The sequence below is a fragment of the Leifsonia sp. ALI-44-B genome (assembly GCF_001984125.1).
Classification (GTDB): domain Bacteria; phylum Actinomycetota; class Actinomycetes; order Actinomycetales; family Microbacteriaceae; genus Okibacterium.
In genome coordinates this window covers 164477-187238 of the sequence record NZ_MTQL01000006.1, presented here as the reverse complement: position 1 = coordinate 187238, position 22762 = coordinate 164477, and the positions used below count along the sequence as shown (strand labels likewise).

The window sequence follows — 22762 nt, the reverse complement described above, 5'->3', positions numbered from 1 at the left end:
CCCGCCGAGAAGTGTGGTTTAGCCGAGCGCCTGAGCGACGCGGCGGACCTCGGTCTTGCGGCCGGAACGCAACGCCTCGATGGGCGAGACGCCGAGGCTCTCGTCTTCGGTGAGCAGCCAGTCCATCGCCTCGTCGTCGGAGAAACCCGAGTCGGAGAGCACGAACAGGGTTCCGCGCAATTCCTGCAGCGGCTCGTTGTCGCGCAGGAACACGGCGGGAACGCTCAGGATGTTGTCGCGGCGCACGGCGAGCAGGTGCTTGTCTTCGATCAGACGGCGCACCCGGCTCTGGCTGAGGTCGAGCAGCTCGACGAGGTCAGGAACGGTGAGCCACTCGTGGTGGGAAAACGCATCAGTCACACCCCGAGTCTGCCACGATCCCGGGACTCGGAAAAGCAGGCGGCCGGCAAAACGACGTCGGATGACGCGGCATCGTGCACCCCGGGACATCCGCCGTCCGGCCACCCCGTGTTGACGAGGTTCTCTCGACTGTGCCACCGTGGGTACGCAATGTCACTCAAACGGGGGTCACGAAAGATGGGCACATCATGCGCCGACGCACCCTGACCACCCCCGCCGCCCTGTCCAACACGGGCGCGGTTCTGTCCAGCACGGGCGGCATCATGCTCGGGCTCGCGCTCACGGCGCCGCTGGCCGCGCACGGCGTTCCGCACACGGCACCCGACGATCGCATCCCCGACGACGCTTCCGGTACCGGTACCGGTACCGGTGACGCGACGGGCACGGGCCGAGCAGCTGCCGCCCGGGCGGATGTCACGGCTCATACCACGGCCCACGACGCGGCCGACGCACCGACGTGGGGCGACATCTCGAGCACCCGTCCCCTGCCCACACTCGGTTTCGGCGGCGATCCCGAAGGGGGCGTTCCCTCGGTCGCCTCGGCCACCCCGGTCGCTCCGGGCGCATCGGTCGCCACGGTCACGTCGGTCACTTCGGTCGCTTCGGTCGCTTCGGTCGCTTCGGTCGCTTCGGTCGCTTCGGTCGCCGGCGCATCGTCCTACACCGTCCAGAGCGGCGACACCGTGTCGGATATCGCGCAGAAGCACGGAGTGGCGACGGCATCCGTTCTGGCACTCAACGGCCTGAGCTGGTCGAGCACGATCTTCCCCGGGCAAGAGTTGACCTTGCGCGCAGCAGCGGCGGGCCCCTCGACGCCCGCGCCAGCCCCTGCCCCGTCTGCGCCCTCCGGGCAGGCCCCGTCGGCATCCGCGTCGTACACGGTCGTCTCCGGTGACACCCTCAGTGGCATCGCGGCGACACACGGCGTGACGACAGCGGCACTCTTCGCCGCCAACGGCCTGCACGGCGGCGACATCATCTACCCGGGGCAGACCATCGCGCTTCCGGGCCTGCAGACGGCCGCCGCCACAACTCCGGCCCCGCCCGCCGCGCAGCCCGCTCCCCCGGCAACCGCTCCGGCTCCGGCCCCGGCCCCCGCACCGGCTCCGCAGCCCGCGCCGCAGGTCATCGCCACGCTCGACGCCCCCATGACCGAGAACGCCCGCCTCATCATCGCCACCGGCCGCAGTATCGGCGCCAGCGACCAGGCCATCGTCATCGCGCTAGCCGCCGCCATGCAGGAGTCGAGCATGCGCAACATCGACCACGGCGACCGCGATTCGCTCGGGTTGTTCCAGCAGAGGCCGAGCCAGGGATGGGGAACGCCCGATCAGGTGCGCGACCGGCAGCGAGCCATCCTCGCCTTCTTCGGCGGAAAGACGAACCCAAATAAGGGCGTCACCTCGGGTCTGTTCGACGTTCCGGGCTGGGAGAATCTCTCGGTGACGCAGGCGGCACAGGCCGTGCAGAAGTCGGCGCACCCCGACGAATACGCCAAGTGGGAAGCATCCGCCCGCTCGTGGCTGGCGCAGCTCGGCTAGAGGTTTCTTACGATCCGGTTACGAATATCGAACCGGTGCGTGTCTCATCGGTGTTTTGCCAGGCCGTCGGTGACGCCACTCCATAGACTCTCTTCGTGACCACCAGCCAGCAGACCGACCCCATGATCGGGCGTCTCATCGACGATCGATACGAGGTTCGCTCGCGTATCGCCCGTGGCGGCATGGCGACGGTCTACCTGGCCACCGACCTGCGCCTGGAGCGCCGGGTGGCCATCAAGATCATGCACGGGCACCTGTCCGACGACTCCAACTTCACGTCACGTTTCGTGCAAGAGGCCCGTTCGGCGGCCCGTCTGGCCAACCCCCACGTCGTGAGCGTCTTCGACCAGGGTCAAGACTCCGATATGACCTACCTGGTCATGGAACACCTCCCCGGCATCACCGTGCGTGAGCTGCTGCGCGACCACGGCCGGCTCACCCCGCGCCAGGTCGTCGACATCATGGATGCCGTCGTCACCGGTTTGGCCGCCGCTCACCGCGCGGGCATCGTGCACCGCGACCTCAAACCCGAGAACGTGCTGCTCGCCGACGATGGCCGCATCAAGATCGGCGACTTCGGCCTCGCCCGCGCCGCCAGCGCCAACACGGCCACCGGCCAGGCGCTGCTCGGCACCATCGCCTACCTCTCCCCCGAGCTCGTCACGCGCGGCATCGCCGACAAGCGCAGCGACATCTACGCACTCGGCATCATGATGTATGAAATGCTCACGGGTGAGCAGCCCTACAAGGGCGAGCAGCCCATGCAGATCGCCTACCAGCACGCCAACGAGTCGGTTCCGCGCCCGAGTGCACTGGTTCCCGGCATCCCCGACGAATTCGACGACCTCGTGCTGTGGACGACCGAGCGCAACCCCGACGAGCGCCCCGCCGATGCCAGCGAACTGCTCGAGCGCCTGCGCGAGGTCGAGAACACTCTCGGCATGCCCGCCACCAACACGTCGCACGCCACCATGCTCATGCCCGCGCCACTCGAATCGCAGTCGCCGGCCGAGCTCACGCGCGTGCTCACCTCGCAGGCCGTCGCCACGGGCCCCGTCGATGCGGATGATGCGCCCACCGTGCTCGGCCGCCAGAGCAATGCCCGTCGCCGACGTGGCTACTGGCTGCTCGCGCTCGTGCTCTTCCTCACTGCGGGAGCGGTGGGAACGGGTCTCTACTTCGGTGCCGGGCCCGGCGCCCAGGTCGCCATCCCCACCGTCGTCGGTTCGAGTGTCGAGGATGCCGACGCGGCACTCGAGGAGCTCGAGCTGGTCCCGGCACACGCGCAGGTCTACAGCCTCGAGGTTGCGCCCGGAACAGTCATGGATGCGAAGCCCGGGGCCGGAGCATCCGTGGCTCGCGGCACCACCGTGACACTCACCGTGTCGCAGGGACCGCAGCCCGTCACGCTCGGTGTGCTCGCTGGTCGACCGCTACCCGACGTGCAAGCCGAGTTCGATCAGAACAAGCTCACCCTGGGCGCCGTGACCAAGAACTTCGTCGCCGATGTGCCCGCCGACACCGTCATCTCGGCGTCGCGGCAGTCCGACGGCGGTGACATGTCCCAGGGCGGTGACACCGCGCAAGGCCAGACGATTGACCTCGTCGTGTCGGCCGGCCCGATTCCGGATGTCGCGGGCCAGACGCTCGAGGACGCCACCACGACACTCGCCACCGTCAACCTCGGAGTGGGCGAGAAGAAGCAGAGCCAGTTCAGCGACACCGTCGCGGCCGGCGACGTGATCGGAATCGTTCCCCCCGCGGCCGACCAGACCATCACCGAGGGCAGCCAGATCACGCTCATCGTGTCGAAGGGGCCGGATGTCGTCACGGTTCCCGACCTCGCCGGCAAGAACATCGCCGAAGCCAAGGCGGCCCTCGAGCAGCTCGGCTTCACCGTCAAGGTCACGACGATCGTGCCCGAGAACGCCTGGAACCTGCCGGGCCTCACGGTCACGGGTTCCGACCCGGCCGGCGGCACCGCCATCAAGCGCGGCAGCACCGTCACCATCACGGCCAACATCTAACCGCCAGACAAACAAGAAGGGCCCCGCTCGAAAGCGGGGCCCTTCTTGCATTGGTTCAGATGCTACTTCGCGAGCTCCTCGGCCACGAGGAACGCCAGCTCGAGCGACTGCATGTGGTTGAGGCGCGGGTCGCACAGCGACTCGTAGCGCGTAGCCAGCGACGCCTCGTCGATGTGCTCGGAACCGCCGAGGCACTCGGTGACATCGTCGCCCGTCAGCTCGACGTGGATGCCACCCGGGTGGGTGCCGGCCGCGCGGTGCGCCTCGAAGAAGCCCTTGACCTCGTCGACGACGTCGTCGAAACGCCGCGTCTTGTAGCCCGTGGGCGTGGTGAGACCGTTGCCGTGCATCGGGTCGGTGACCCAGAGCGGCGTGGCGTCGGTCTTCTTGATGGCCTCGAGCAGGGGTGGCAGGGCATCGCGGATCTTGCCCGCGCCCATGCGCGTGATGAACGTCAGGCGCCCGGGCTCGCGGTTGGGGTCGAGCTTCTCGATCAGCGCCGTCATGGTCTCGGGCGTGGTGCTGGGGCCGAGCTTGACGCCGATCGGGTTGCGCACCCGCGACAGGAAGTCGACGTGCGCGCCGTCGAGATCGCGCGTGCGCTCCCCGATCCAGATGAAGTGGGCCGACGTGTTGTAGGGCGTGCCCGTGCGGGAGTCGATGCGCGTCATGGGGCGCTCGTAGTCCATGAGCAGGCCCTCGTGCGCGGTGTAGAACTCGACGCGCTTGAGCTCGTCGAAGTCGGCGCCCGCCGCCTCCATGAACTTGATGGCCTTGTCGATGTCCTTGGCCAGCTGCTCGTACATCTGGTTGGCGGGATTCGAGGCGAAGCCCTTGTTCCAGCTGTGCACCTCGCGCAGGTCGGCGAAACCGCCCTGCGTGAAGGCCCGGATGAGGTTCAGCGTCGAGGCGGCCATGTGGTAGCCCTCGACGAGGCGCTGCGGGTCGGCGCGGCGCGATTCGGGCGTGAAGTCGTAACCGTTGACGATGTCGCCACGGTAGGCGGGCAGCGTGACGCCGCCGCGCGTCTCGGTGTCGCTCGAACGCGGTTTGGCGAACTGGCCGGCCATGCGACCCATCTTGATGACGGGCATGGAGGCGCCGTAGGTGAGCACGACGGCCATCTGCAGGATGGTCTTGACCCGGTTGCGGATCTGGTCAGCCGTCGCGCCGGCGAACGTCTCGGCGCAATCGCCCCCCTGCAGCAGGAAGGCTCCGCCGGCCGCGGCACGGCCGAGGCGCTCGCGCAGCAGGTCGACCTCGCCCGCGAAGACGAGGGGCGGGAACGCGGCGATCTGAGCGGATGCCTTCTGCACGGCCTCGGCGTCGGGCCACTGCGGCTGCTGCTTGATCTCGAGCTCACGCCAATAGTCCAAACCGGCAATCACGGACTCGTCTGCCAACACAACCGGCTCAGTCGGATTCACCACAGTTTTTCCTATTTCTTTCGCAGGGAAATGCCTCACACCAGGGGCATGAGGCACGGTGCTTCAGCCTATCGCGAAAGGGCGGCGGCCTTCTCCTTGACGCTCGTGGCGTAGACATCCCGATATTCCTGGCGGCTGAGGCGTTGCATCTCGTACATGAGCTCGTCGGTGACCGAGCGCAGGATGAAGCGGTCGGATTCCATGCCCTCGAAACGCGAGAAGTCGAGGGGTTCACCGATGATGATGCCCATGCGACGGATGCGCGGCAACCGGCGACCGGTGGGCATGGCCTTCTCGGTGTCGATCATGGCGACGGGGATGATGGGGACCCCGGCCTCGAGCACCATGCGCGCCACACCCGTGCGGCCGCGGTACATCTTGCCGTCGGGGCTGCGCGTGCCCTCGGGGTAGATGCCGAGGAGCGATCCGCGCGACAACACCTTGAGACCCGTGCGCAGCGATGCCTCGGATGCCTTGCCGCCCGAGCGGTCGATGGGCAGCTGGCCCGTCGCGCTCATGAACGTCTTGGTGGCCCACCCCTTGAGGCCGCGGCCGCTGAAGTACTCGCTCTTGGCCAGGAAGGCGATGCGTCGGCGCAGGTAGAGCGGCAGGAGCACCGAATCGATGAACGACAGGTGGTTGCTCGCCAGGATGGCAGCACCGTGGCGCGGAACGTTCTCCTCGCCGACGACCCACACGCGGAAGAGCGCCTTGACGAGGGGCCCGACGACCACCTGCTTCATCAACCAATAGAACATCGGCGTTCCACTACTTTCTCGGGGCTGAGGGACCCGCGGGCAGGCGCGAGGCGAAATGCCGCGCCAGATCGGCTGCGCCCACGACACCCGCGTCGTTGACCAGTTCCGCAATCCTAAACTCCGGCTCGGGGTGATAGCCGCGCGCCGAGAGGTTTTCTTCATAGGCGTGTCGGATGGGGTCGAGCAAGAGGTCTCCGGCCTGGGCCACTCCCCCGCCGATGACGAACATCTGCGGGTCGAGCACGGCGCCGAAGGTGGCGCAGGCCTCGCCGATCACGGTGCCGAGCTGGCGGAGGGCCGTGAGCGCGCCCAAGTCGCCATCGCCGATGAGCTCGGCGATGTCCGAGCCGTCGAGACGGCCGCGTTCGGCCCGCACACGCGCGAGGTTCTGGCCGATTCCGCCGGCGTCGGCCAGCTCGTTGGCGATGCGCTGCAGCGCCCGGCCCGAGGCGTATTGCTCGAGGCATCCGTGTGCACCGCAGCCGCACAGGAGGCCGCCCGGGACGAGGCGCAGGTGGCCGAGCTCGGCGCCGGCTCCGAAGCCGCCGCGGAAGAGCGTGTCGGAGGCGACGATGGCGCCGCCGACACCCGTGCCGATGGTGAGCATGACCATATCGCTGACGAGCCGCGCGGCCCCGAAACGGAACTCGGCCCAGCCCGCGGCGTTGGCGTCGTTCTCGATGACGATGGGCAGGTCGATGCGCGCCTCGAGCTTGGCGCGGAAGGGCTCGTTGCGCCAGTTGATGTTCGGCGCGTAGTAGACGGTCGATTGTGCGGCGTCGATGAAGCCCGCGGCCGCGACGCCGACGGCGACGACGTCGTGCTCGGCCGACAGGGCCGTGACCATCTCGACGACGGCGTTCTCGATGAGCTGGGGCGCACCGGCCGGGGTGGGCGTGCGCAGATCTCGGACGATCGTGCCGTCGGGGTCGATGACCGCTCCCGCGATCTTCGTTCCGCCGATATCGATTCCGATCGCGTGCACGCGCTGACCTCCGGGTCGTCGAGGGGTGGTGATGGTGTGGCGGCCAGGGGCAGCAGCACTCCCCGAGTGTAAACCCGCGGCCCCGCGCGCGCCATTTGGAGTCCGACCCGTGGAACACCCGTAGAGTAGAGGCACCCGATTACCTGGTACCGAAGGAGTTGCCGTGGAAAAGATCGCCACAACGTTCGTCACGCCCGCCGTCGTCCCGAAGGACCCCGACGCGAACGCGACCGACCTGCTGGTCGACCGGGTTGCGGCGACGCCCGACCGCCCCCTGTTCGCCGTGCCCGACGCGGCGGTCCCGTCCGGCTGGCGCGACATCACGGCGCGCGAGTTCCTCGACCAGGTCACGGCCCTCGCCAAGGGCTTCGTCGCGGCCGGCATCGAGCCCGGCGACCGCATCGGCCTCATGTGCAAGACGCGCTACGAGTGGACGCTCATCGACTTCGCCGCCTGGTTCGCCGGCGCCATTCTCGTGCCCGTCTACGAGACGTCCTCCCCCAGCCAGGTGCAGTGGAACCTGAGCGACTCCGAGGCCGACGCCGTCATCCTCGAGACCGCCGAGCATTTCTCGCGCTTCGACGAGGTGCACCCCGAGCTCCCCCGCATCGACAAGGTGTGGCAGATCGACCTGGGCGACCTCGAGAAGCTCGCGGCGCAGGGCGTCGACGTGCCCGACGCCGAAATCGAACGACGCCGCTCGATCGCCAACGAAGACGATATCGCCACCCTCATCTACACGTCGGGGTCCACCGGCAAGCCGAAGGGATGCGTGCTCACCCACGCCAACTTCGTCGAACTCTCGCGCAACGCCTACGTCGCGCTCAACGATGTGCTCGAAGACCCGGATGGCGCGTCCACCCTGCTCTTCATCACCACGGCCCACGTGTTCGCGCGCTTCATCTCCATCCTCAACGTGCACGCCGGCGTGCGCACGGGGCACCAGGCCGACACCAAGCAGCTGCTGCCGGCGCTCGGCTCCTTCAAGCCGACGTTCCTGCTGGCCGTGCCCCGGGTCTTCGAGAAGGTCTACAACTCGGCCGAGCAGAAGGCCGAAGGCGGCGGCAAGGGCAAGATCTTCCGCGCGGCCGCCGATTTCGCGGTCGAGTACTCGAAGGCCGGCGAGAAGGGCGAGGTGACCTTCGGCATGAAGGTCAAGTTCGCGCTCTACAACAAGCTCGTCTACAGCAAGCTGCGCGCGGCCATGGGCGGTCGCGTCAAATACGCCGTCTCGGGTTCGGCTCCGCTCGGGCCGCGACTCGGGCACTTCTTCCACAGCCTCGGCATCGTCATCCTCGAGGGGTATGGCCTGACCGAGACCACGGCGCCCGCGAGCGTCAACCTGAGCACCAAGTCGAAGATCGGCACGGTCGGGCCCGCGATGCCCGGTGTCGGCATCCGCATCGCCGAGGACGGCGAAGTCGAGGTCTCGGGCATCAACATCTTCAAGGAGTACTGGAAGAACCCCGAGGCCACGGCCGAGGCGTTCGACGACGGCTGGTTCCGCACGGGCGACATCGGATCGTTCGACGAGGACGGCTTTTTGACCATCACGGGCCGCAAGAAGGAGATCATCGTGACGGCGGGCGGCAAGAACGTGGCGCCGGCCGCGCTCGAAGACCCCATCCGCTCGAACCCCGTCGTCGGTCAGGTCGTCGTCGTGGGCGATCAGAAGCCCTTCATCTCGGCGCTCATCACGCTCGACCCCGAGATGCTGCCTACCTGGCTGGCCAACAACGGTGAGGATGGCTCACTCTCCCTCGAGCAGGCGGCCTCGAATCCCGCGGTGCTCGGCGAGATCCAGCGCGCCATCGACGCGGCCAATGCCCGGGTCTCGCGCGCCGAGTCCATCCGCAAATTCGTGGTCCTCACGACCGAGTTCACCGAGGCGTCGGGGCACCTGACACCCAAGATGAGCATCAAGCGCCACGTCATCATGAAGGACTTCGCCGACACCGTGGAGAGCCTTTACGCCGGCTCGCCCAACACGCAGGGCCACTCGATCCTGCACTAGTGGCGCACATGACGAAGGCCCCGATCACCGGTGAGTGGTCGGGGCCTTCGTCATGAGTGGCGCGGAATGCGCGGCGGGGTCGCGCTGCCGGATCGCCCAGTGTCATGCGGGGCGCGCGGCTCGGTTCAGAACCAGTCGCTCTCGCGCACCTGCTTCATGGCCTCGCGGCGGTGCTGCTTCTCGAGCCGTTCGAGGTAGAGCATGCCGTCAAGGTGGTCGGTCTCGTGCTGCAGGGCCTGCGCCATGAGTCCCTCGCCCGAGACCTCAATCTCGTTGCCTTCGACGTCGATGCCGCGCACGCGCGCGAACGGGTAGCGCGGGGTCGGGAACCAGAGGCCCGGCACCGACAAGCATCCCTCGTCGACCGGTTCGGGCTCACCCGACACTTCGACCAGCACGGGGTTGATGACGTAGCCCACATTGCCGTCGATGTTGTAGCTGAAGGCGCGCAGGTTGACGCCGATCTGGCTCGCGGCGACACCCGCGCGACCCGGCAACTTGACGCTGTCGACGAGGTCGTCGATGAGACCGCGGATGCCGTCGTCGATATCGCCGATCGGTTTGGAGGGCGTCTTCAACACGGGGTCGCCGAACAGGCGGATCTGTCGTTCTGTCACGATGTCTTTCTGTTGTCGTACTGGTCCCTCGCCCGGGGCGGTCGGTGCAGACCGAACCGCCCCGGGATGAGGACTATTCGCTGGGGGTGATGACGACCAGCAGGTCGCCGGCCTCGACCTGCTGCGTGGTCGAGATGGCGAGACGCTCGATCTTGCCCGCGACGGGAGCCGTGATCGCGGCCTCCATCTTCATGGCCTCGATAGACGCGACGGGCTGCCCGCTCGTGACCTTCGTGCCGGGTTCGACCTTGAGCGTGACGACACCCGAGAACGGCGCGGCGACCTGGCCGGGCTTCGACGTGTCGGCCTTCTCGGCGGCCTTCGTCTCGATGGCGACGCTGCGGTCGCGTACGAAGACGGGGCGCAACTGGCCGTTGACCATGGTCATGACGGTGCGCATGCCCTTGTCGTCGGGCTCACCGATGGCTTCGAGGCCCACGTACAGGCGCACGCCCTTCGAGAACTCGACCACGTATTCACCCTCGGGCTCGAGGCCGTAGAGGTAGTCGACGGTGTCGATGATCGAGAGGTCGCCGAACAGCTCGCGCATCTGCTCGAACTGGCGCGTGGGCGCCGGGAACAGCAGGCGGTTGAGGGTGGAACGACGCTCGAGGGAGTCGCCGTCGAGTGCCGCGAGGTCATCCGCGCTGACGGGGGCCACATCGATGTTCACGTGACGACCCTCGAGCACCTTCGAGCGGAAGGGCTCGGGCCAGCCGCCGGGCAGTTCGCCCAGCTCGCCCGCCATGAAGCCGACGACCGACTCGGGGATGTCGTACTTGCTCGGGTTCTGCTCGAAGTCGGCCGGGTCGGCGTTGACGGCCGCGAGGTGCAGGGCCAAGTCGCCCACGACCTTCGATGAGGGCGTGACCTTGGGGATGCGGCCGAGGATCTTATTCGCGGCGGCGTACATGTCCTCGATCTTCTCGAAGTCGTTCTCGAGCCCGAGCGCGATGGCCTGCTGGCGCAGGTTCGACAGCTGGCCGCCGGGGATCTCGTGCTTGTAGACGCGGCCGGTGGGGCCGGGCAGGCCGGACTCGAACGGCTTGTAGACGTGGCGCACGGCCTCCCAGTAGGGCTCGAGGTCCGAGACGGCAGCGAGCGAGAGGCCCGTGTCGCGCTCGGTGTGGGCCAGTGCGGCGACGAGAGCGGAGGCCGAGGGCTGGCTCGTCGTGCCGGCCATGGGTGCGCTCGCGACATCTACCGCGTCGGCGCCCGCGGCACTGGCCGCGAGCAGGGTGGCCAGCTGACCGCCCGCGGTGTCGTGCGTGTGCACGTGCACCGGAACGTCGAAGCGCTCACGGAACGCCGCGACGAGCTTGGCGGCCGCGGCCGGGCGCAGGAGACCGGCCATGTCCTTGATGGCGAGGATGTGCGCGCCGGCCGCCACGATCTGGTCGGCCAGGTTGAGGTAGTAGTCGAGGGTGTAGAGGTCTTCCGCCGGGTCGAGCAGGTCGCCCGTGTAGCAGACGGCCACCTCGGCGATGGTCGTCCCCGTCTTCAGCACGGCGTCGATGGCCGGGCGCATCTGCTCGACGTCGTTGAGCGCGTCGAAGATGCGGAAGATGTCGACACCCGTGGCCGCGGCCTCGCGCACGAAGGCGTCGGTCACCTCGGTCGGGTAGGGCGTGTAGCCGACCGTGTTGCGGCCGCGCAGCAGCATCTGGATGTTGACGTTGGGCAGGGCCTCGCGCAGGCTCGCCAGGCGCTCCCACGGGTCTTCGCCGAGGAAGCGCAGCGCTACGTCGTACGTAGCGCCACCCCAGGCTTCGACCGACAGGAGTTCGGGCGTGAGACGGGCGACGTAGGGCGCCACCGCGAGCAGGTCCTTGGTGCGCACGCGCGTGGCGAGCAGCGACTGGTGGGCGTCGCGGAAGGTCGTCTCGGTGACGGCCAGGGCGGTCTGCTCGCGCAGCGACTTCGCGAAGGCGACAGGGCCGAGCTCGAGCAACTTCTGGCGAGAGCCGGCCGGGGCGGGCGCCGACAGGTCGACCTTCGGCAGCTTGTCGATGGGCTTCACACCCGTCGGCCGCGCGCCGTTCGGCTGGTTGACCGTGACGTCGGCCAGCCAGTTCATGATCTTGGTGCCGCGGTCTTTCGACTCGTGGCCTTTGAACAGGCCCGGGCGCTCCTCGATGAACGAGGTGCTCAGGTCGCCCGCCACGAAGTCGGGGTCTTCGAGCACGGCCTGCAGGAACGGGATGTTGGTGGACACGCCGCGGATGCGGAACTCGGCCAGGGCGCGTTTGGCCCGCGTGACGGCAGCCGGGAAGTCGCGGCCACGGCACGTGAGCTTCGCCAGCATGGAGTCGAAGTGGGGGCTGATCTGCGCACCCGGGTTGATCGTTCCGCCGTCGAGACGGATGCCGCCGCCGCCGGGCGAACGGTAGGTGGTGATCTTGCCCGTATCGGGCCGGAAGTTCTGCGACGGGTCCTCCGTCGTGATGCGCGTCTGCAGCGCCGCGCCGTGCATGTGGATCTGGTCCTGCGTCAGCCCGAGGTCGACGAGCGATTCGCCCGAGGCGATGCGCATCTGCGACTGAACGAGGTCGACATCCGTGATCTCTTCGGTCACGGTGTGCTCGACCTGGATGCGGGGGTTCATCTCGATGAAGACGTGCTTGCCCGCGCGCTCCCCCGCCGTGTCGACGAGGAACTCGACCGTGCCGGCGTTGACGTAGCCGATGGACTTCGCGAAGGCCACGGCGTCGCGGTAGAGGGCCTGGCGCAGCTCTTCGGAGATGTTCGGGGCCGGAGCGATCTCGACGACCTTCTGGTTGCGGCGCTGCACCGAGCAGTCGCGCTCGAACAGGTGCACGGTACCGCCCTGGGCATCGGCCAGGATCTGCACCTCGATGTGACGCGGGCGCAGAACGGCCTGCTCGAGGAACATGGTCGGGTCGCCGAACGCGCTGTCGGCCTCGCGCATGGCCTCGGCCAGGGCGGGGGCCAGCTCGTCCTTGGTGGCCACGCGACGCATACCGCGCCCGCCACCACCCGCGACGGCCTTGGCGAAGAGCGGGAAGCCCACGGCATCCGCACCGGCCAGCAATTCGTCGATGTCTTTCGAGGCAGGGGTGGATGCCAGCACGGGAACGCCCGCGGCGATGGCGTGCTCTTTGGCCGTGACCTTGTTGCCGGCCATCTCGAGCACGGAGGAGCCCGGACCGATGAACGTGATGCCGTTGGCCGCGGCCTGTTCGGCCAGGTCGGGGTTCTCGGAGAGGAAGCCGTAGCCCGGGTAGATGGCGTCGGCGCCCGACTCCTTGGCGACCCGGATGATCTCGGCCACATCGAGGTAGGCACGCACGGGATGCCCGGGCTCACCGATCTGGTAGGCCTCGTCGGCCTTCAAGCGGTGCAGCGAGTTGCGGTCTTCGTAGGGGAAGACGGCGACGGTGCCGGCGCCCAGCTCATAGGCCGCACGGAATGCCCTGATCGCGATTTCTCCGCGGTTGGCGACAAGAATCTTCTTAAACATGCAGACCTTTCGGGGGGCTTCCGGGGGCGACAGCGCACAGCGAACGTTTAGGTTCTCTCAGCCTAGTAAAGGTAACGTAGACGATTGTGCATGTACTCAGCGTATCGAGCCTCAAGGGAGGCGTCGGCAAGACTACGGTCAGCCTCGGCTTGGCCTCCGCGGCGTTCGCGCGCGGCGTGCGAACCCTTGTCGTCGACCTCGACCCCCAGTCCGACGTGTCCACGGGCATGGATATCGCCCTCGCGGGCCGCCTGAACGTCGCCGACGTTCTCGCCTCGCCCAAGGAGAAGGTGGTCCGTCAGGCCATTGCCCCTTCCGGCTGGACGAAGACCCACCCCGGCACGATCGACGTCATGATCGGCAGCCCGTCGGCCATCAACTTCGACGGCCCGCACCCCTCGATCCGCGACATCTGGAAGCTCGAAGAGGCGCTCGCGCACGTCGAAGCCGACTACGACCTCGTGCTGATCGACTGCGCTCCCTCTCTCAACGCGCTCACGCGCACAGCCTGGGCCGCGAGCGACCGCGTGTCGGTCGTCACCGAGCCCGGCCTCTTCTCCGTGGCCGCCGCCGACCGCGCCCTGCGCGCGATCGAAGAGATCCGCCGCGGCCTCAGCCCGCGCCTTCAGCCCCTCGGCATCATCGTCAACCGCGTGCGTTCGCAGTCGCTCGAGCACCAGTTCCGCATCAAAGAGCTGCGCGACATGTTCGGCCCGCTCGTGCTCAGCCCGCAGCTGCCCGAGCGCACCTCGCTGCAGCAGGCCCAGGGCGCGGCCAAGCCGCTGCACATCTGGCCCGGCGACAGCGCTCAAGAGATGGCGCACAACTTCGACCTGTTGCTCGACCGCGTGCTGCGCACCGGCCGCGTGGGCGAATACGCCGAGCTTCCCGCTTCGGCCAAGTAACCACAGCGCCCCGCCAACACGGTCGGCTCGCTCAGCTGCGCGGAGTCTGCTCGACCGGGTGGGGCTGCTCAGTCGAGCGCATCGACGGCCCGCACAGATCTAGCTGAGAGCCTGAGTCTGCTTAGCGCGCGATCTCCCAGACGTAACCGCTCGGGTCGCGGAAGCTGGCCGTGCGAATGCCCCAGGGGCGATCCATGGGCCCGTTGAGGAGTACCACTCCCCGCGACACGAGTTCAGCGCACCGCTCGTCGACGTCGTCGACCGGGATCGTGAACTGCATGCGTGGGTTGTCGTTCGACGTGCCCACCTCGGCCGGATGGACGAGCTCCTCGGCCGCTTCGACCTTGAGCAGGTTGATGAGCGTGTTGTTGAACGAGAAGACGGCCGAGTCGTCGTCGAGGAACATGACCTCGAGGCCGAAGGCCGTGCGATAGAACTCGATCGAGTCGACGAGGTCGTCGACGAACAGGGTGATGGCGGAGATGGCGGGAGGCCAGGCATCCGCTGACATCGTGAGGCCTAAGCGCTCCGGGCGGCGCGGCGCGCGGCGAGCTCGTCGGAGGGATCGAGCGTCTGCGGGTCGAACTCGACGAGCGTCGTCTCGACCTCGCGCAGCACCTTGCCGACCGCGATGCCGAAAACGCCCTGGCCGCGGCTGACGAGGTCGATGACCTCATCGTTCGACGTGCACAGGTAGACGCTGGCGCCATCGGACATGAGCGTGGTCTGGGCCAGGTCGTTGACGCCGGACTCGCGCAGCTGGTTGACGGCCGTGCGGATCTGCTGCAGCGAGATGCCCGTGTCGAGCAGGCGCTTGACGAGCTTCAACACGAGGATGTCGCGGAAGCCGTAGAGCCGCTGTGAACCCGAACCCGCAGCACCGCGGATGGTGGGCTCGACGAGTCCCGTGCGTGCCCAGTAGTCGAGCTGACGGTAGCTGATGCCGGCGGCGCGGGCGGCAACGGCGCCGCGGTAACCCGCCTGATCGTCGCGCTCGGGCATGCCGTCGGTGAAGAGCAGCCCGAGACCGTAGCGAGCGTCGTCGTTCGACGACCCGCCGTCGTCGGCACGGTCGCCGTTGGCGCTGATATCGATCACCGTGAGCCCTTCTGAAGATGTCGCGGGGTTTGTTCCGCTGAGACAACGCTACCCATGCGGGCACCCGAGTACAACGACATCCGCATTCTGCGTTCCGGCGTGTCGAGTCACCGTGATGCTTCTGTGATAAATCGCTATCGATCGAAGCGTGTGAGGGCCGCCCGGATGAGGCTCGACCTCACGACCTCGAGCTGCCCGGCGATCTCGCCCGACAGCTCTTGCGCCTTGGCACGGCTGGCGGCGTCTTGGCGCGTGGAGAGCGGGAGCAGGGCGCTTTCGACCATGCCGACCTCGCGCTCGGCAGCCCCGCGATAGCCGCGCAGGTGGCGGGGCTCGATGCCATAGCGCTGCAGGGCGACGAGCGCGCGCAGCACCGAAATGGCCTCTTCGCCGTGGAACTCGGCGGGCTGGATAAGGTTGGCGCTCACCGCGGCGGTGAACAGCGCGGCCGAGGCGCCCGTGTCGCGCAGCAGATCTTCACGGCTGTAACGGCGGCCGGCCGGGATGATGGTCGAGACGGGCGCGAGCGGCGTGCCGCCGGGGAAGACGGGTGCGCGGCCCTCATCGAGGTCGGCGAGGTATTGCCGGATGACCTTGAGCGGCAAGTAGTGGTCGCGCTGCATCGACAGGATGAGTCGCAGCCGCTCGACATCGACGGGCGAGAATTTGCGGTAGCCCGATTTGGTGCGCGACGGCGAGACCAAACCCTGCTCTTCGAGGAAGCGCAGCTTCGAGTTCGTCAGGTCGGGAAACTCGGTCGTGAGGCGCGCGAGCACCTGGCCGATGCTGAGCAGAGGCCCGCCGGCCGCCTTCGACGGTGACGCGGGCTTGCCCTGCGGCGACGGCTTCCCCTGCGCTGCCGGGGCGGCCGACATCAAGCGTCCGACGTATGGGCGGCGCCGGACGTGTTGGCATCGCCCTTGATGACATCCAGTCGCGACGGGTAGTAGGTGAGGCGGAACTTGCCGACCTGCACCTCGCCACCATCAACGAGGATGGCGGAGTCGATGCGCTTGCCGTCGTAATAAGTGCCGTTGAGCGAGTTGAGGTCGCGGATCTCGAGCTTGCCCTCGTGACGCACGAACTCGGCGTGACGGCGGGAGACCGTGACATCGTCGAGGAAGATGTCGGCGTCGGGGTGACGGCCGACCGTCGTGACATCGGCGTCGAGCAGGAAGCGTGCCCCCGCGTTGGGACCGCGGCGCACGATGAGCAGAGCCGAACCGGCCGGAAGGGCCGCGATGGCCTCTGTCTCTTCTGAGGTGACGCCGGCGTCGATGGCGGCCAGTGCCGCGCCGAACTCAGCGCTGAAACTCGCCGTCGTGTCGCCGTCTACGCCCTGCCCGGAACGCCCCTCGGGGGCGGGCACGCGCAGGTAAACACTGGTCTGCGGGTTCTTATCCTCGTGATGTGACACCTGGAACCTCCTCGGATTCAAGCGTATCCGATCAGACTGTCGTTCGTGTCTGCGGATTTCGGGAGAGTGCGATGGTCTGCCTGAGATAAAGCAGCCCGGCCCACCAGTAAAGCACTGCTCCGACGATGGAGAAAATCAGGCCGAACGGCTGAACCCAGGGTGCCACATCGGGCAGAGCCGCCGCGAGCATGAGCACCGGGAACCCGACCATGAGGCAGGCGGTCGCGAACTTTCCTACCCAGTTCACAGGGAAGGCACCGTGACCCCGCCGGGCGAGCAGGATGGCGACGACGATGAGCATGACATCCCGAGCCAGGATGACCGCGACGAGCCACCAGGGAATGAGCGAACGGATGGCCAAGCCGAGCAGCGCAGCCAGGATGTAGAGGCGGTCGGCGGCCGGGTCGAGCAACTGCCCAAGACGCGAGACCTGGTTGAGCTTGCGGGCCAGGAAGCCGTCGAGGAAGTCGGTGATGCCCGAGACCGCGAGCACGACGAGAGCCCAGATGTCTTCGCCCTCGACGAGCAGCAGGAGGAAGACCGGAACGAGAGCTAACCGAAGGAAGCTCAGGAGGTTGGGGAGAGTGAGGATGCGGTCACCCACCTCGGTGGTCCCCTGCTCGAACTTCTCGCCCTCAGCCATCCCTCGATTGTAGAGCCTTGAGGCGTGTGTGCTCAGGTCGCGAACGCACCACGCGCGACGTACTCTGTGTGAATGACCCGCACTCCCGAGCGCCCGACCCGACGGGTGCTTCCTCGCTTGGCGTCGCGCTGGGCGACGCGCACCCCCGTCTTCAAGGCCACCGCACTCGGCATCCTGGGTGCCGGGCTCGTCGCGAGCGTGCTCGTGGGCGTCGCGGCGAAGGGGCCGGCGGCAACGACGGCGGCGGGTGGGCCGGACGCCGTGGTGGCGGCATCCGAGGGCGCCCTGCAGACCATCGGCTTCGGCCAGGCCTGGAACCGCATCGCCGAAACCGACCGCCCCTTCGTGGTGACCGTGCTGGGCGATTCGACGGGTGACGAGCCGGGCGAATGGGTGGATGTCGCCATGCGCCAGATCGCGACCGAACAGAGTCGCCCGCTCATCGTGCACCCGTGGGACAACCAGCTCGTCGGCTACCTGCCCGAGGTGCTGCACAACGCCGGAGCGCCGGGTGCGCCGCTCATCGTCTGGAACGGTTCGGCACGCGGCAAGACGCCCGCCTACTCGCTCGCACATCTCGCCGTCATGGCGCCCGAGAAACCCGATGTCGTCATCGTGAACCACGGGCTCAACAACGTGCGCAACCCGGCCGATGTGGGCCCGCAGCTGACCGAGCTGCTCGGCACCATCAACCGGCAGTGGCCCACGAGCGTCGGGTATGCGGCCATCCTCGAGAACCCGCGCTTCGACGAGTGGGCTTCGGCACACGCGCAGGTCATCGACACGGTCACCGGCTGGCTGCACGCCAACCCGACCGTGCTCGCGATCGACGTGCACAGCGCCTACGAGGCGACGGGCAACGCTATCGGGCTGTTGCTGCCCGACCACTTGCATCCCTCGCTCGAGGGTTCGGCGCTGACCGCGGCGACCGTGCTGAACGCCATCAAAGACCCCTCCGAGGGCTGATCGGATGGCCGAGCTCACGAGCGCCCGCATCGACGCGTGGCTGTGGGCCGTGCGCGTGTTCAAGACGCGATCGGCCGCGACGACGGCGTGCCGGGCCGGACACGTGCGTTTGAACGGCGATCGGGCCAAGGCTGCGGCGCTCGTGCGCCCGGGCGACGAGATCCGCGTGCGCACGGGCGAGGGCGACCGCACCGTCATCGTGCAGCGCCTGCTCGTGAAGCGCGTGGGCGCGCCCGTTGCGCAGGAGGCCATGATCGACCGCACGCCTCCCCCGCTGCCGCGCGAAGAGCGCGCGAGCGTGGGTGAGCGCGACCGCGGGGCCGGGCGCCCGACGAAGCGCGATCGGCGCGAGATCGAGCGGTTGCGCGGGCACTAGGCGGCGCGGCAGGACGACAGAAGCCCGAGCCGACGAGGTCGGCCCGGGCTTCGCTCCTGCACAGGAGATCGGGATGCGGCGCGGCGGGCGCGCCACGGCAGTGCTAGTTGGGGATGCCAGCGCTCTCGGGCGTCTCGTCGGCACCGGGTGCACTCGGCTCGAGCAGGGTCGCCACACGACGGGCCAGGTTCTGGTCGACGTTCGTCCAGTACTGCAGCACGCGCTCGCGCAGACCCGGCATGGTGACCTTGGACACGTGGCCCGCGATGTTGTGGGCGAGACGCTCGCGCTGCTCGTCATCCATCACATCGCGCACAAGGGTGCCGGCCTGGCCGAAGTCGTCGTCCTCGGCGTGCAGCGTGGCGGCCGAACGCATGAGCACGCCGTCGTTCTGCCAGCCGTCGCTCTCGGCCGCGCGGGCCGGGTCGGCGTGGGCGCCACCGAAGGAGTTCGGCGCGTAGACCGGGGTGTCTGCCGACGCGAAGTCGTAGCGCATGGCGCCTTCCTTCGAGTAGGTGTGCACGGGCGACTTGGGCGCGTTCACGGGCAGCTGCGCGTGGTTGGTGCCCACGCGGTAGCGGTGCGCGTCGGCATAGCTGAAGATGCGCGCGAGGAGCATCTTGTCGGGGCTCGCCGCGATGCCGGGCACGAAGTTCGAGGGCGCGAAGGTGGCCTGCTCGATCTGCGCGAAGTAGTTCTCGGGGTTGCGGTTGAGCGTCATGGTGCCGACCTCAATGAGCGGGTAGTCGCCCTTCGGCCACACCTTCGTGAGGTCGAACGGGTTGAACCGGTAGGTCGCGGCATCGGCGTAGGGCATGATCTGCACCGACAGCGTCCAGCTCGGGAAGTCGCCGGCCTCGATGGCCGTGTGCAGGTCGCGGATGTGGAAGTCGGCGTCCTCGCCCGCGATCTGGTCGGCGTCGGCCTGCGACAACACCTTGTGGCCCTGGTTGGTGCGGAAGTGGTACTTGACCCAGAACTTCTCGCCCGCGGAGTTGATCCACTGGTAGGTGTGCGAGCCGAAGCCATCCATGTTGCGCCACGAGGCGGGCAGGCCGCGGTCGCCCATGAGCCAGGTCACCTGGTGGGCGGTTTCGGGAGACAGCGTCCAGAAGTCCCACTGCATGTTGTGGTCGCGCAGGTGCGAACCCGGCAGGCGCTTCTGCGAGCGGATGAAGTCGGGGAACTTGATGCCGTCGCGCAGGAAGAACGTGGGCGTGTTGTTGCCGACGAGGTCGTAGTTGCCCTCGTCGGTGTAGAACTTGAGCGCGAAACCGCGGGGGTCTCGCCACGTGTCGGGGCTGCCCTGCTCGCCGGCGACGGTCGAGAAGCGTGCGAGCATCTCGGTGCGGGCACCGGGCTGGAACAGGCTGGCCCGCGTGTAGGCGCTCACGTCGTGCGTGGTCTCGAAGACGCCGAAGGCGCCGCCACCCTTGGCGTGCACGACGCGCTCGGGGACGCGCTCGCGGTTGAACTGGGCGAGCTTCTCGATGAGGTAGTGGTCGTGCAGCGGAATGACGCCGTCGGCGCCGACAGCCTGCGAGTGCTGGTCGCTGGCGACGGGGGCTCCGGAATTCGTGGTGGTGAACTTCTCGGTCACGGATTCTCCTTGTGTGTGGGGTGGCACGCGCGACCAGATGGCGGCGTGGAAGGTTTCGGGTGATTTCAGGCTGTCAGCGGGCGGTAGCCGCAAGCTGATGGGTTGCGGTGAAGAACCACTGAATCGAGGATGCTTCGCGTCACGCCGAGGCGAGCGACTCTCGATCGGTGGCGGCGGCGCACGCGGCGCACAGGCCCTCGAAGGTGACCTCGGCTCGCGTCAGCACGAAGCCGCTCGCGTCGGAGGGTGTGAGGCACGGTGCGTGCCCGACGACGCAATCGATGTCGGCCACGGCTCCGCAGCCCGAACAGACCACGTGGTGGTGGTTGTCTCCGACGCGGGACTCGTAGCGCCAGGGCGAACCTGGGAATTCGACGCGCCGCACCAGCTCGGCCTCGGTGAAGGCCGCGAGCACGTTGTAGACGGCCTGCAGGCTGGTGCCCGGCAGCGTCTCGGCGACGCGCTGGTAGACCTCTTCGGCCGTGAGGTGGCCCGGCTCGCGGAGCACCTCGAGGGTGGCGAGCCGCGGGGCGGTGACACGCAGGCCAGCCTGTTGCAGTCGCTCCGAATCGGTCATGAGACGACGCTAACAGTTATTTTGAATGATTCAAAAAAGCGCTGGTCGGGGCGGCGTGTCGGTGCCGTCCCGACCAGCGCCGGGGATGAAACAGGATCAGCTGTCGCGCGAGGCCTTCGAGCGCTTGCCCGCGGAGATGAGATCTTCTCTCACCTTGCGGCGCAGCACCTTGCCGATGAGCGACGTGGGCAACTCCTCGACCTGCACGATGCGCTTGGGCACCTTGTAGGACACGAGTGTGCGGCGGGCGAAGTCGCGCAACCCACCCGTGTCGAGCACGGCGCCGGGCTTCAGCACGACGGCGGCCGAGACATCCTCGCCACCGCTGGCGCGCGGCAGGCCGACCACGGCCACCTTCACCACGTCGGGATGCTGTATGAGCACCTCTTCGACCTCGGAGGGCGACACATTGAAGCCACCCGTGACGATGAGCTCTTTGACGCGGTCGACGATCGTGACGAAACCGTCGTCGGAGACGTGCACGATGTCACCCGTGCGCAGCCAGCCGTCGGCCAGGAGCGTCTCGGCCGTCTCGTCGGGGCGGTTCCAGTAGCCCTGGAAGACCTGGGGGCCGCGCAGCAACAGCTCGCCCTCCTCGCCCTGCGGCCGGTCGGCACTCGGATCGGCCGGGTCGACGACGCGGATCTCAGTGCTCGGAAAAGGCACGCCGACCGTGCCGGGGCGGCGGCTCGGGCCGATGGGGTTGCCGAGCGCGACGGGCGACGTCTCGGTCATGCCGTAACCCTCGACGAGCAGGCCGCCCGTGACGCTCTCCCAGCGCTCGACGGTCTGCACGGGCAGGCTCATGGCGCCCGAGATCGCGAAGCGCACGCTCGAGAGGTCGATGCCGCGGTGCTCGGCCGTGCGCGCCAGCTGATCGTAGATGGGCGGCACGGCGGGCAGGAACGTGGGCGGGTTCTTCTTGGCGGCCTCGAGCACGAGATCGGTCGTGAAGGTGGGCAGGAGAACGAGTCGCGCGCCGATGCTCATGGCGAAAGTGAGGCACAGAGTGAGTCCGTAGGCGTGGAACATGGGCAGCACGGCGTAGAACACCTCGCCACCCTCGGTGAGGCCCGGCACCCAGGCGCGGCCCTGCATGGCATTCGAGTACAGGTTGCGGTGCGTGAGCATGGCGCCCTTGGGGCGGCCCGTGGTGCCCGAGGTGTATTGCAGCACCGCCAGGTCGTCGACGGCGGGCTTCGGATGCTTGCGCTTCAGCGACCCCTTCGACAGCAGCCGATCCCACGCGATGTGGTTCTTGGTGGTGGGCGCCGTGCCGAGCTTGGCCCGGGCTTCACGCGCCTTCTTGATGGGCAGCTTGAGCGCCAGGCGCTGCGACTGCGGCATCTCGGTGGTGATGTCGACCGAGATGACGGCGTCGAGGGCCAGGTCGGCGGGGAACGTGGCGAGCGTGTCGACGACCTGCTGCCACGCGATCACGACGCGGGCATTGTGGTCTTCGAATTGGTGGCGCAGCTCGCGCGCCGTGTAGAGCGGGTTGTGCTCGATGACGATGGCGCCGAGGCGCAGGATGGCGTAGAAGGCGACGACGTGCTGCGGGCAGTTGGGCAGGATGATGGCCACCCGGTCACCCTTCTGCACGCCGAGTCGGCGCAGGCCCTCGGCGGCGTGATCGATCTGGCGACCGAGTTCGCGATAGCTCGTGGTGCGGCCGAAGAACTCGAGCGCCGTGGCCTGGTCGTAACGGTGCACGCTGCGGAACACCATGTCGACGAGGGAACCGTCGGGCTCGTCGATGAGATGCGGGACGTCGGGTGCATAAGACGAGAGCCAGGGCTTTTCGCTCAACCAATCGGACACGGACGGGCCTCCTTGCGGGTCGGGTCGCGCCAGGGGATGCGCTTCGCCAATTATCTGGGTATCGGCTGGCCGAACCCTGTGCGCCACAGGGGGGTTGCGCGGCGAGGGTTTGTGGGCGGGGTGACACGACGAAGGGGTGTTCCGGAAAG

20 protein-coding genes are annotated in these 22762 nt (G+C 68.0%); 6 read left to right on the top strand and 14 right to left on the bottom strand.

The window, feature by feature from the left end; genetic code table 11:
* Positions 1-18 precede the first annotated feature (18 nt).
* On the bottom strand, positions 19-360 hold the full coding sequence (locus ALI44B_RS01950) for an Rv2175c family DNA-binding protein (protein ID WP_077053088.1): 342 nt from the start codon (positions 358-360) through the stop codon (positions 19-21).
* A gap of 188 nt (positions 361-548) precedes the next feature.
* On the opposite strand from ALI44B_RS01950, the gene ALI44B_RS01945 reads away from it, so the two are divergent.
* The gene (locus ALI44B_RS01945; RefSeq protein ID WP_286140725.1) at positions 549-1901 is read left to right on the top strand and encodes a LysM peptidoglycan-binding domain-containing protein; all 1353 of its coding nucleotides are present in this window, start codon (positions 549-551) and stop codon (positions 1899-1901) included.
* Positions 1902-1996: 95 nt separating this feature from the next.
* Entirely contained in the window at positions 1997-3928 is a 1932-nt protein-coding gene (gene pknB, locus ALI44B_RS01940; protein ID WP_202969352.1) for a Stk1 family PASTA domain-containing Ser/Thr kinase, read from the top strand.
* A gap of 62 nt (positions 3929-3990) precedes the next feature.
* Here the strand turns inward: pknB and ALI44B_RS01935 are convergent, their stop codons facing one another.
* The 3 genes from ALI44B_RS01935 to ALI44B_RS01925 form a co-directional block, all read right to left on the bottom strand.
* Complete coding sequence (locus ALI44B_RS01935; protein WP_077053087.1) at positions 3991-5358, bottom strand: class II 3-deoxy-7-phosphoheptulonate synthase; 1368 nt, start codon at positions 5356-5358, stop codon at positions 3991-3993.
* A 65-nt stretch (positions 5359-5423) separates the two neighbouring features.
* Positions 5424-6113 carry a lysophospholipid acyltransferase family protein gene (locus tag ALI44B_RS01930; protein ID WP_077053086.1) on the bottom strand — a complete coding sequence of 230 codons (690 nt, stop codon included), beginning with the start codon at positions 6111-6113 and terminating at the stop codon, positions 5424-5426.
* A 10-nt stretch (positions 6114-6123) separates the two neighbouring features.
* A complete protein-coding gene (locus ALI44B_RS01925; RefSeq protein WP_077053085.1) occupies positions 6124-7098 on the bottom strand; it encodes an ROK family glucokinase in 975 nt (324 codons plus the stop codon).
* 163 nt (positions 7099-7261) lie between these two features.
* On the opposite strand from ALI44B_RS01925, the gene ALI44B_RS01920 reads away from it, so the two are divergent.
* Positions 7262-9112, top strand: a complete 1851-nt coding sequence (locus ALI44B_RS01920) for an AMP-dependent synthetase/ligase (RefSeq protein ID WP_238591989.1) — start codon at positions 7262-7264, stop codon at positions 9110-9112.
* 125 nt (positions 9113-9237) lie between these two features.
* On the opposite strand, the gene def is transcribed toward ALI44B_RS01920, so the two are convergent.
* On the bottom strand, positions 9238-9729 hold the full coding sequence (def, locus tag ALI44B_RS01915) for a peptide deformylase (RefSeq protein WP_077053084.1): 492 nt from the start codon (positions 9727-9729) through the stop codon (positions 9238-9240).
* 73 nt (positions 9730-9802) lie between these two features.
* Positions 9803-13210, bottom strand: a complete 3408-nt coding sequence (locus tag ALI44B_RS01910; protein WP_077053083.1) for a pyruvate carboxylase — start codon at positions 13208-13210, stop codon at positions 9803-9805.
* A gap of 86 nt (positions 13211-13296) precedes the next feature.
* Here ALI44B_RS01910 and ALI44B_RS01905 point away from each other — a divergent pair, with 86 nt between their 5' ends.
* Complete coding sequence (locus ALI44B_RS01905) at positions 13297-14115, top strand: ParA family protein (protein ID WP_077053082.1); 819 nt, start codon at positions 13297-13299, stop codon at positions 14113-14115.
* Between the two features lie 121 nt (positions 14116-14236).
* Here ALI44B_RS01905 and ALI44B_RS01900 read toward each other — a convergent pair whose 3' ends face one another.
* The 5 genes from ALI44B_RS01900 to pgsA form a co-directional block, all read right to left on the bottom strand.
* Positions 14237-14626 (bottom strand): VOC family protein, encoded by a 390-nt coding sequence (locus ALI44B_RS01900; protein WP_077053081.1) that lies wholly within the window; start codon positions 14624-14626, stop codon positions 14237-14239.
* Positions 14627-14634: 8 nt separating this feature from the next.
* Positions 14635-15117, bottom strand: a complete 483-nt coding sequence (locus tag ALI44B_RS01895; RefSeq protein WP_234991099.1) for a MerR family transcriptional regulator — start codon at positions 15115-15117, stop codon at positions 14635-14637.
* Positions 15118-15347: 230 nt separating this feature from the next.
* Positions 15348-16088 (bottom strand): transcriptional regulator FtsR, encoded by a 741-nt coding sequence (gene ftsR, locus ALI44B_RS01890; RefSeq protein WP_077053080.1) that lies wholly within the window; start codon positions 16086-16088, stop codon positions 15348-15350.
* Complete coding sequence (locus ALI44B_RS01885) at positions 16088-16588, bottom strand: FHA domain-containing protein (protein ID WP_077053897.1); 501 nt, start codon at positions 16586-16588, stop codon at positions 16088-16090. The genes ftsR and ALI44B_RS01885 overlap by 1 nt, the downstream gene beginning before the upstream one ends.
* A 73-nt stretch (positions 16589-16661) precedes the next feature.
* Positions 16662-17273, bottom strand: coding sequence for a CDP-diacylglycerol--glycerol-3-phosphate 3-phosphatidyltransferase (gene pgsA / locus ALI44B_RS01880; protein ID WP_077053079.1), 612 nt, complete (start codon positions 17271-17273; stop codon positions 16662-16664).
* A gap of 72 nt (positions 17274-17345) precedes the next feature.
* Here pgsA and ALI44B_RS01875 point away from each other — a divergent pair, with 72 nt between their 5' ends.
* Together ALI44B_RS01875 and ALI44B_RS01870 are read left to right on the top strand one after the other, a co-directional pair.
* Positions 17346-18239: an SGNH/GDSL hydrolase family protein gene (locus ALI44B_RS01875; RefSeq protein WP_083709414.1), complete on the top strand. Its 894-nt coding sequence runs from the start codon at positions 17346-17348 to the stop codon at positions 18237-18239.
* 4 nt (positions 18240-18243) lie between these two features.
* Positions 18244-18615: an RNA-binding S4 domain-containing protein gene (locus ALI44B_RS01870; RefSeq protein WP_077053077.1), complete on the top strand. Its 372-nt coding sequence runs from the start codon at positions 18244-18246 to the stop codon at positions 18613-18615.
* Positions 18616-18718: 103 nt separating this feature from the next.
* On the opposite strand, the gene ALI44B_RS01865 is transcribed toward ALI44B_RS01870, so the two are convergent.
* From ALI44B_RS01865 to ALI44B_RS01855, 3 genes are all read right to left on the bottom strand, one after another.
* Positions 18719-20215 carry a catalase gene (locus ALI44B_RS01865; protein WP_077053076.1) on the bottom strand — a complete coding sequence of 499 codons (1497 nt, stop codon included), beginning with the start codon at positions 20213-20215 and terminating at the stop codon, positions 18719-18721.
* Positions 20216-20354: 139 nt separating this feature from the next.
* Entirely contained in the window at positions 20355-20792 is a 438-nt protein-coding gene (locus ALI44B_RS01860) for a Fur family transcriptional regulator (protein ID WP_077053075.1), read from the bottom strand.
* Between the two features lie 96 nt (positions 20793-20888).
* Positions 20889-22613: a long-chain-fatty-acid--CoA ligase gene (locus ALI44B_RS01855; RefSeq protein WP_077053074.1), complete on the bottom strand. Its 1725-nt coding sequence runs from the start codon at positions 22611-22613 to the stop codon at positions 20889-20891.
* Positions 22614-22762 lie beyond the last annotated feature (149 nt).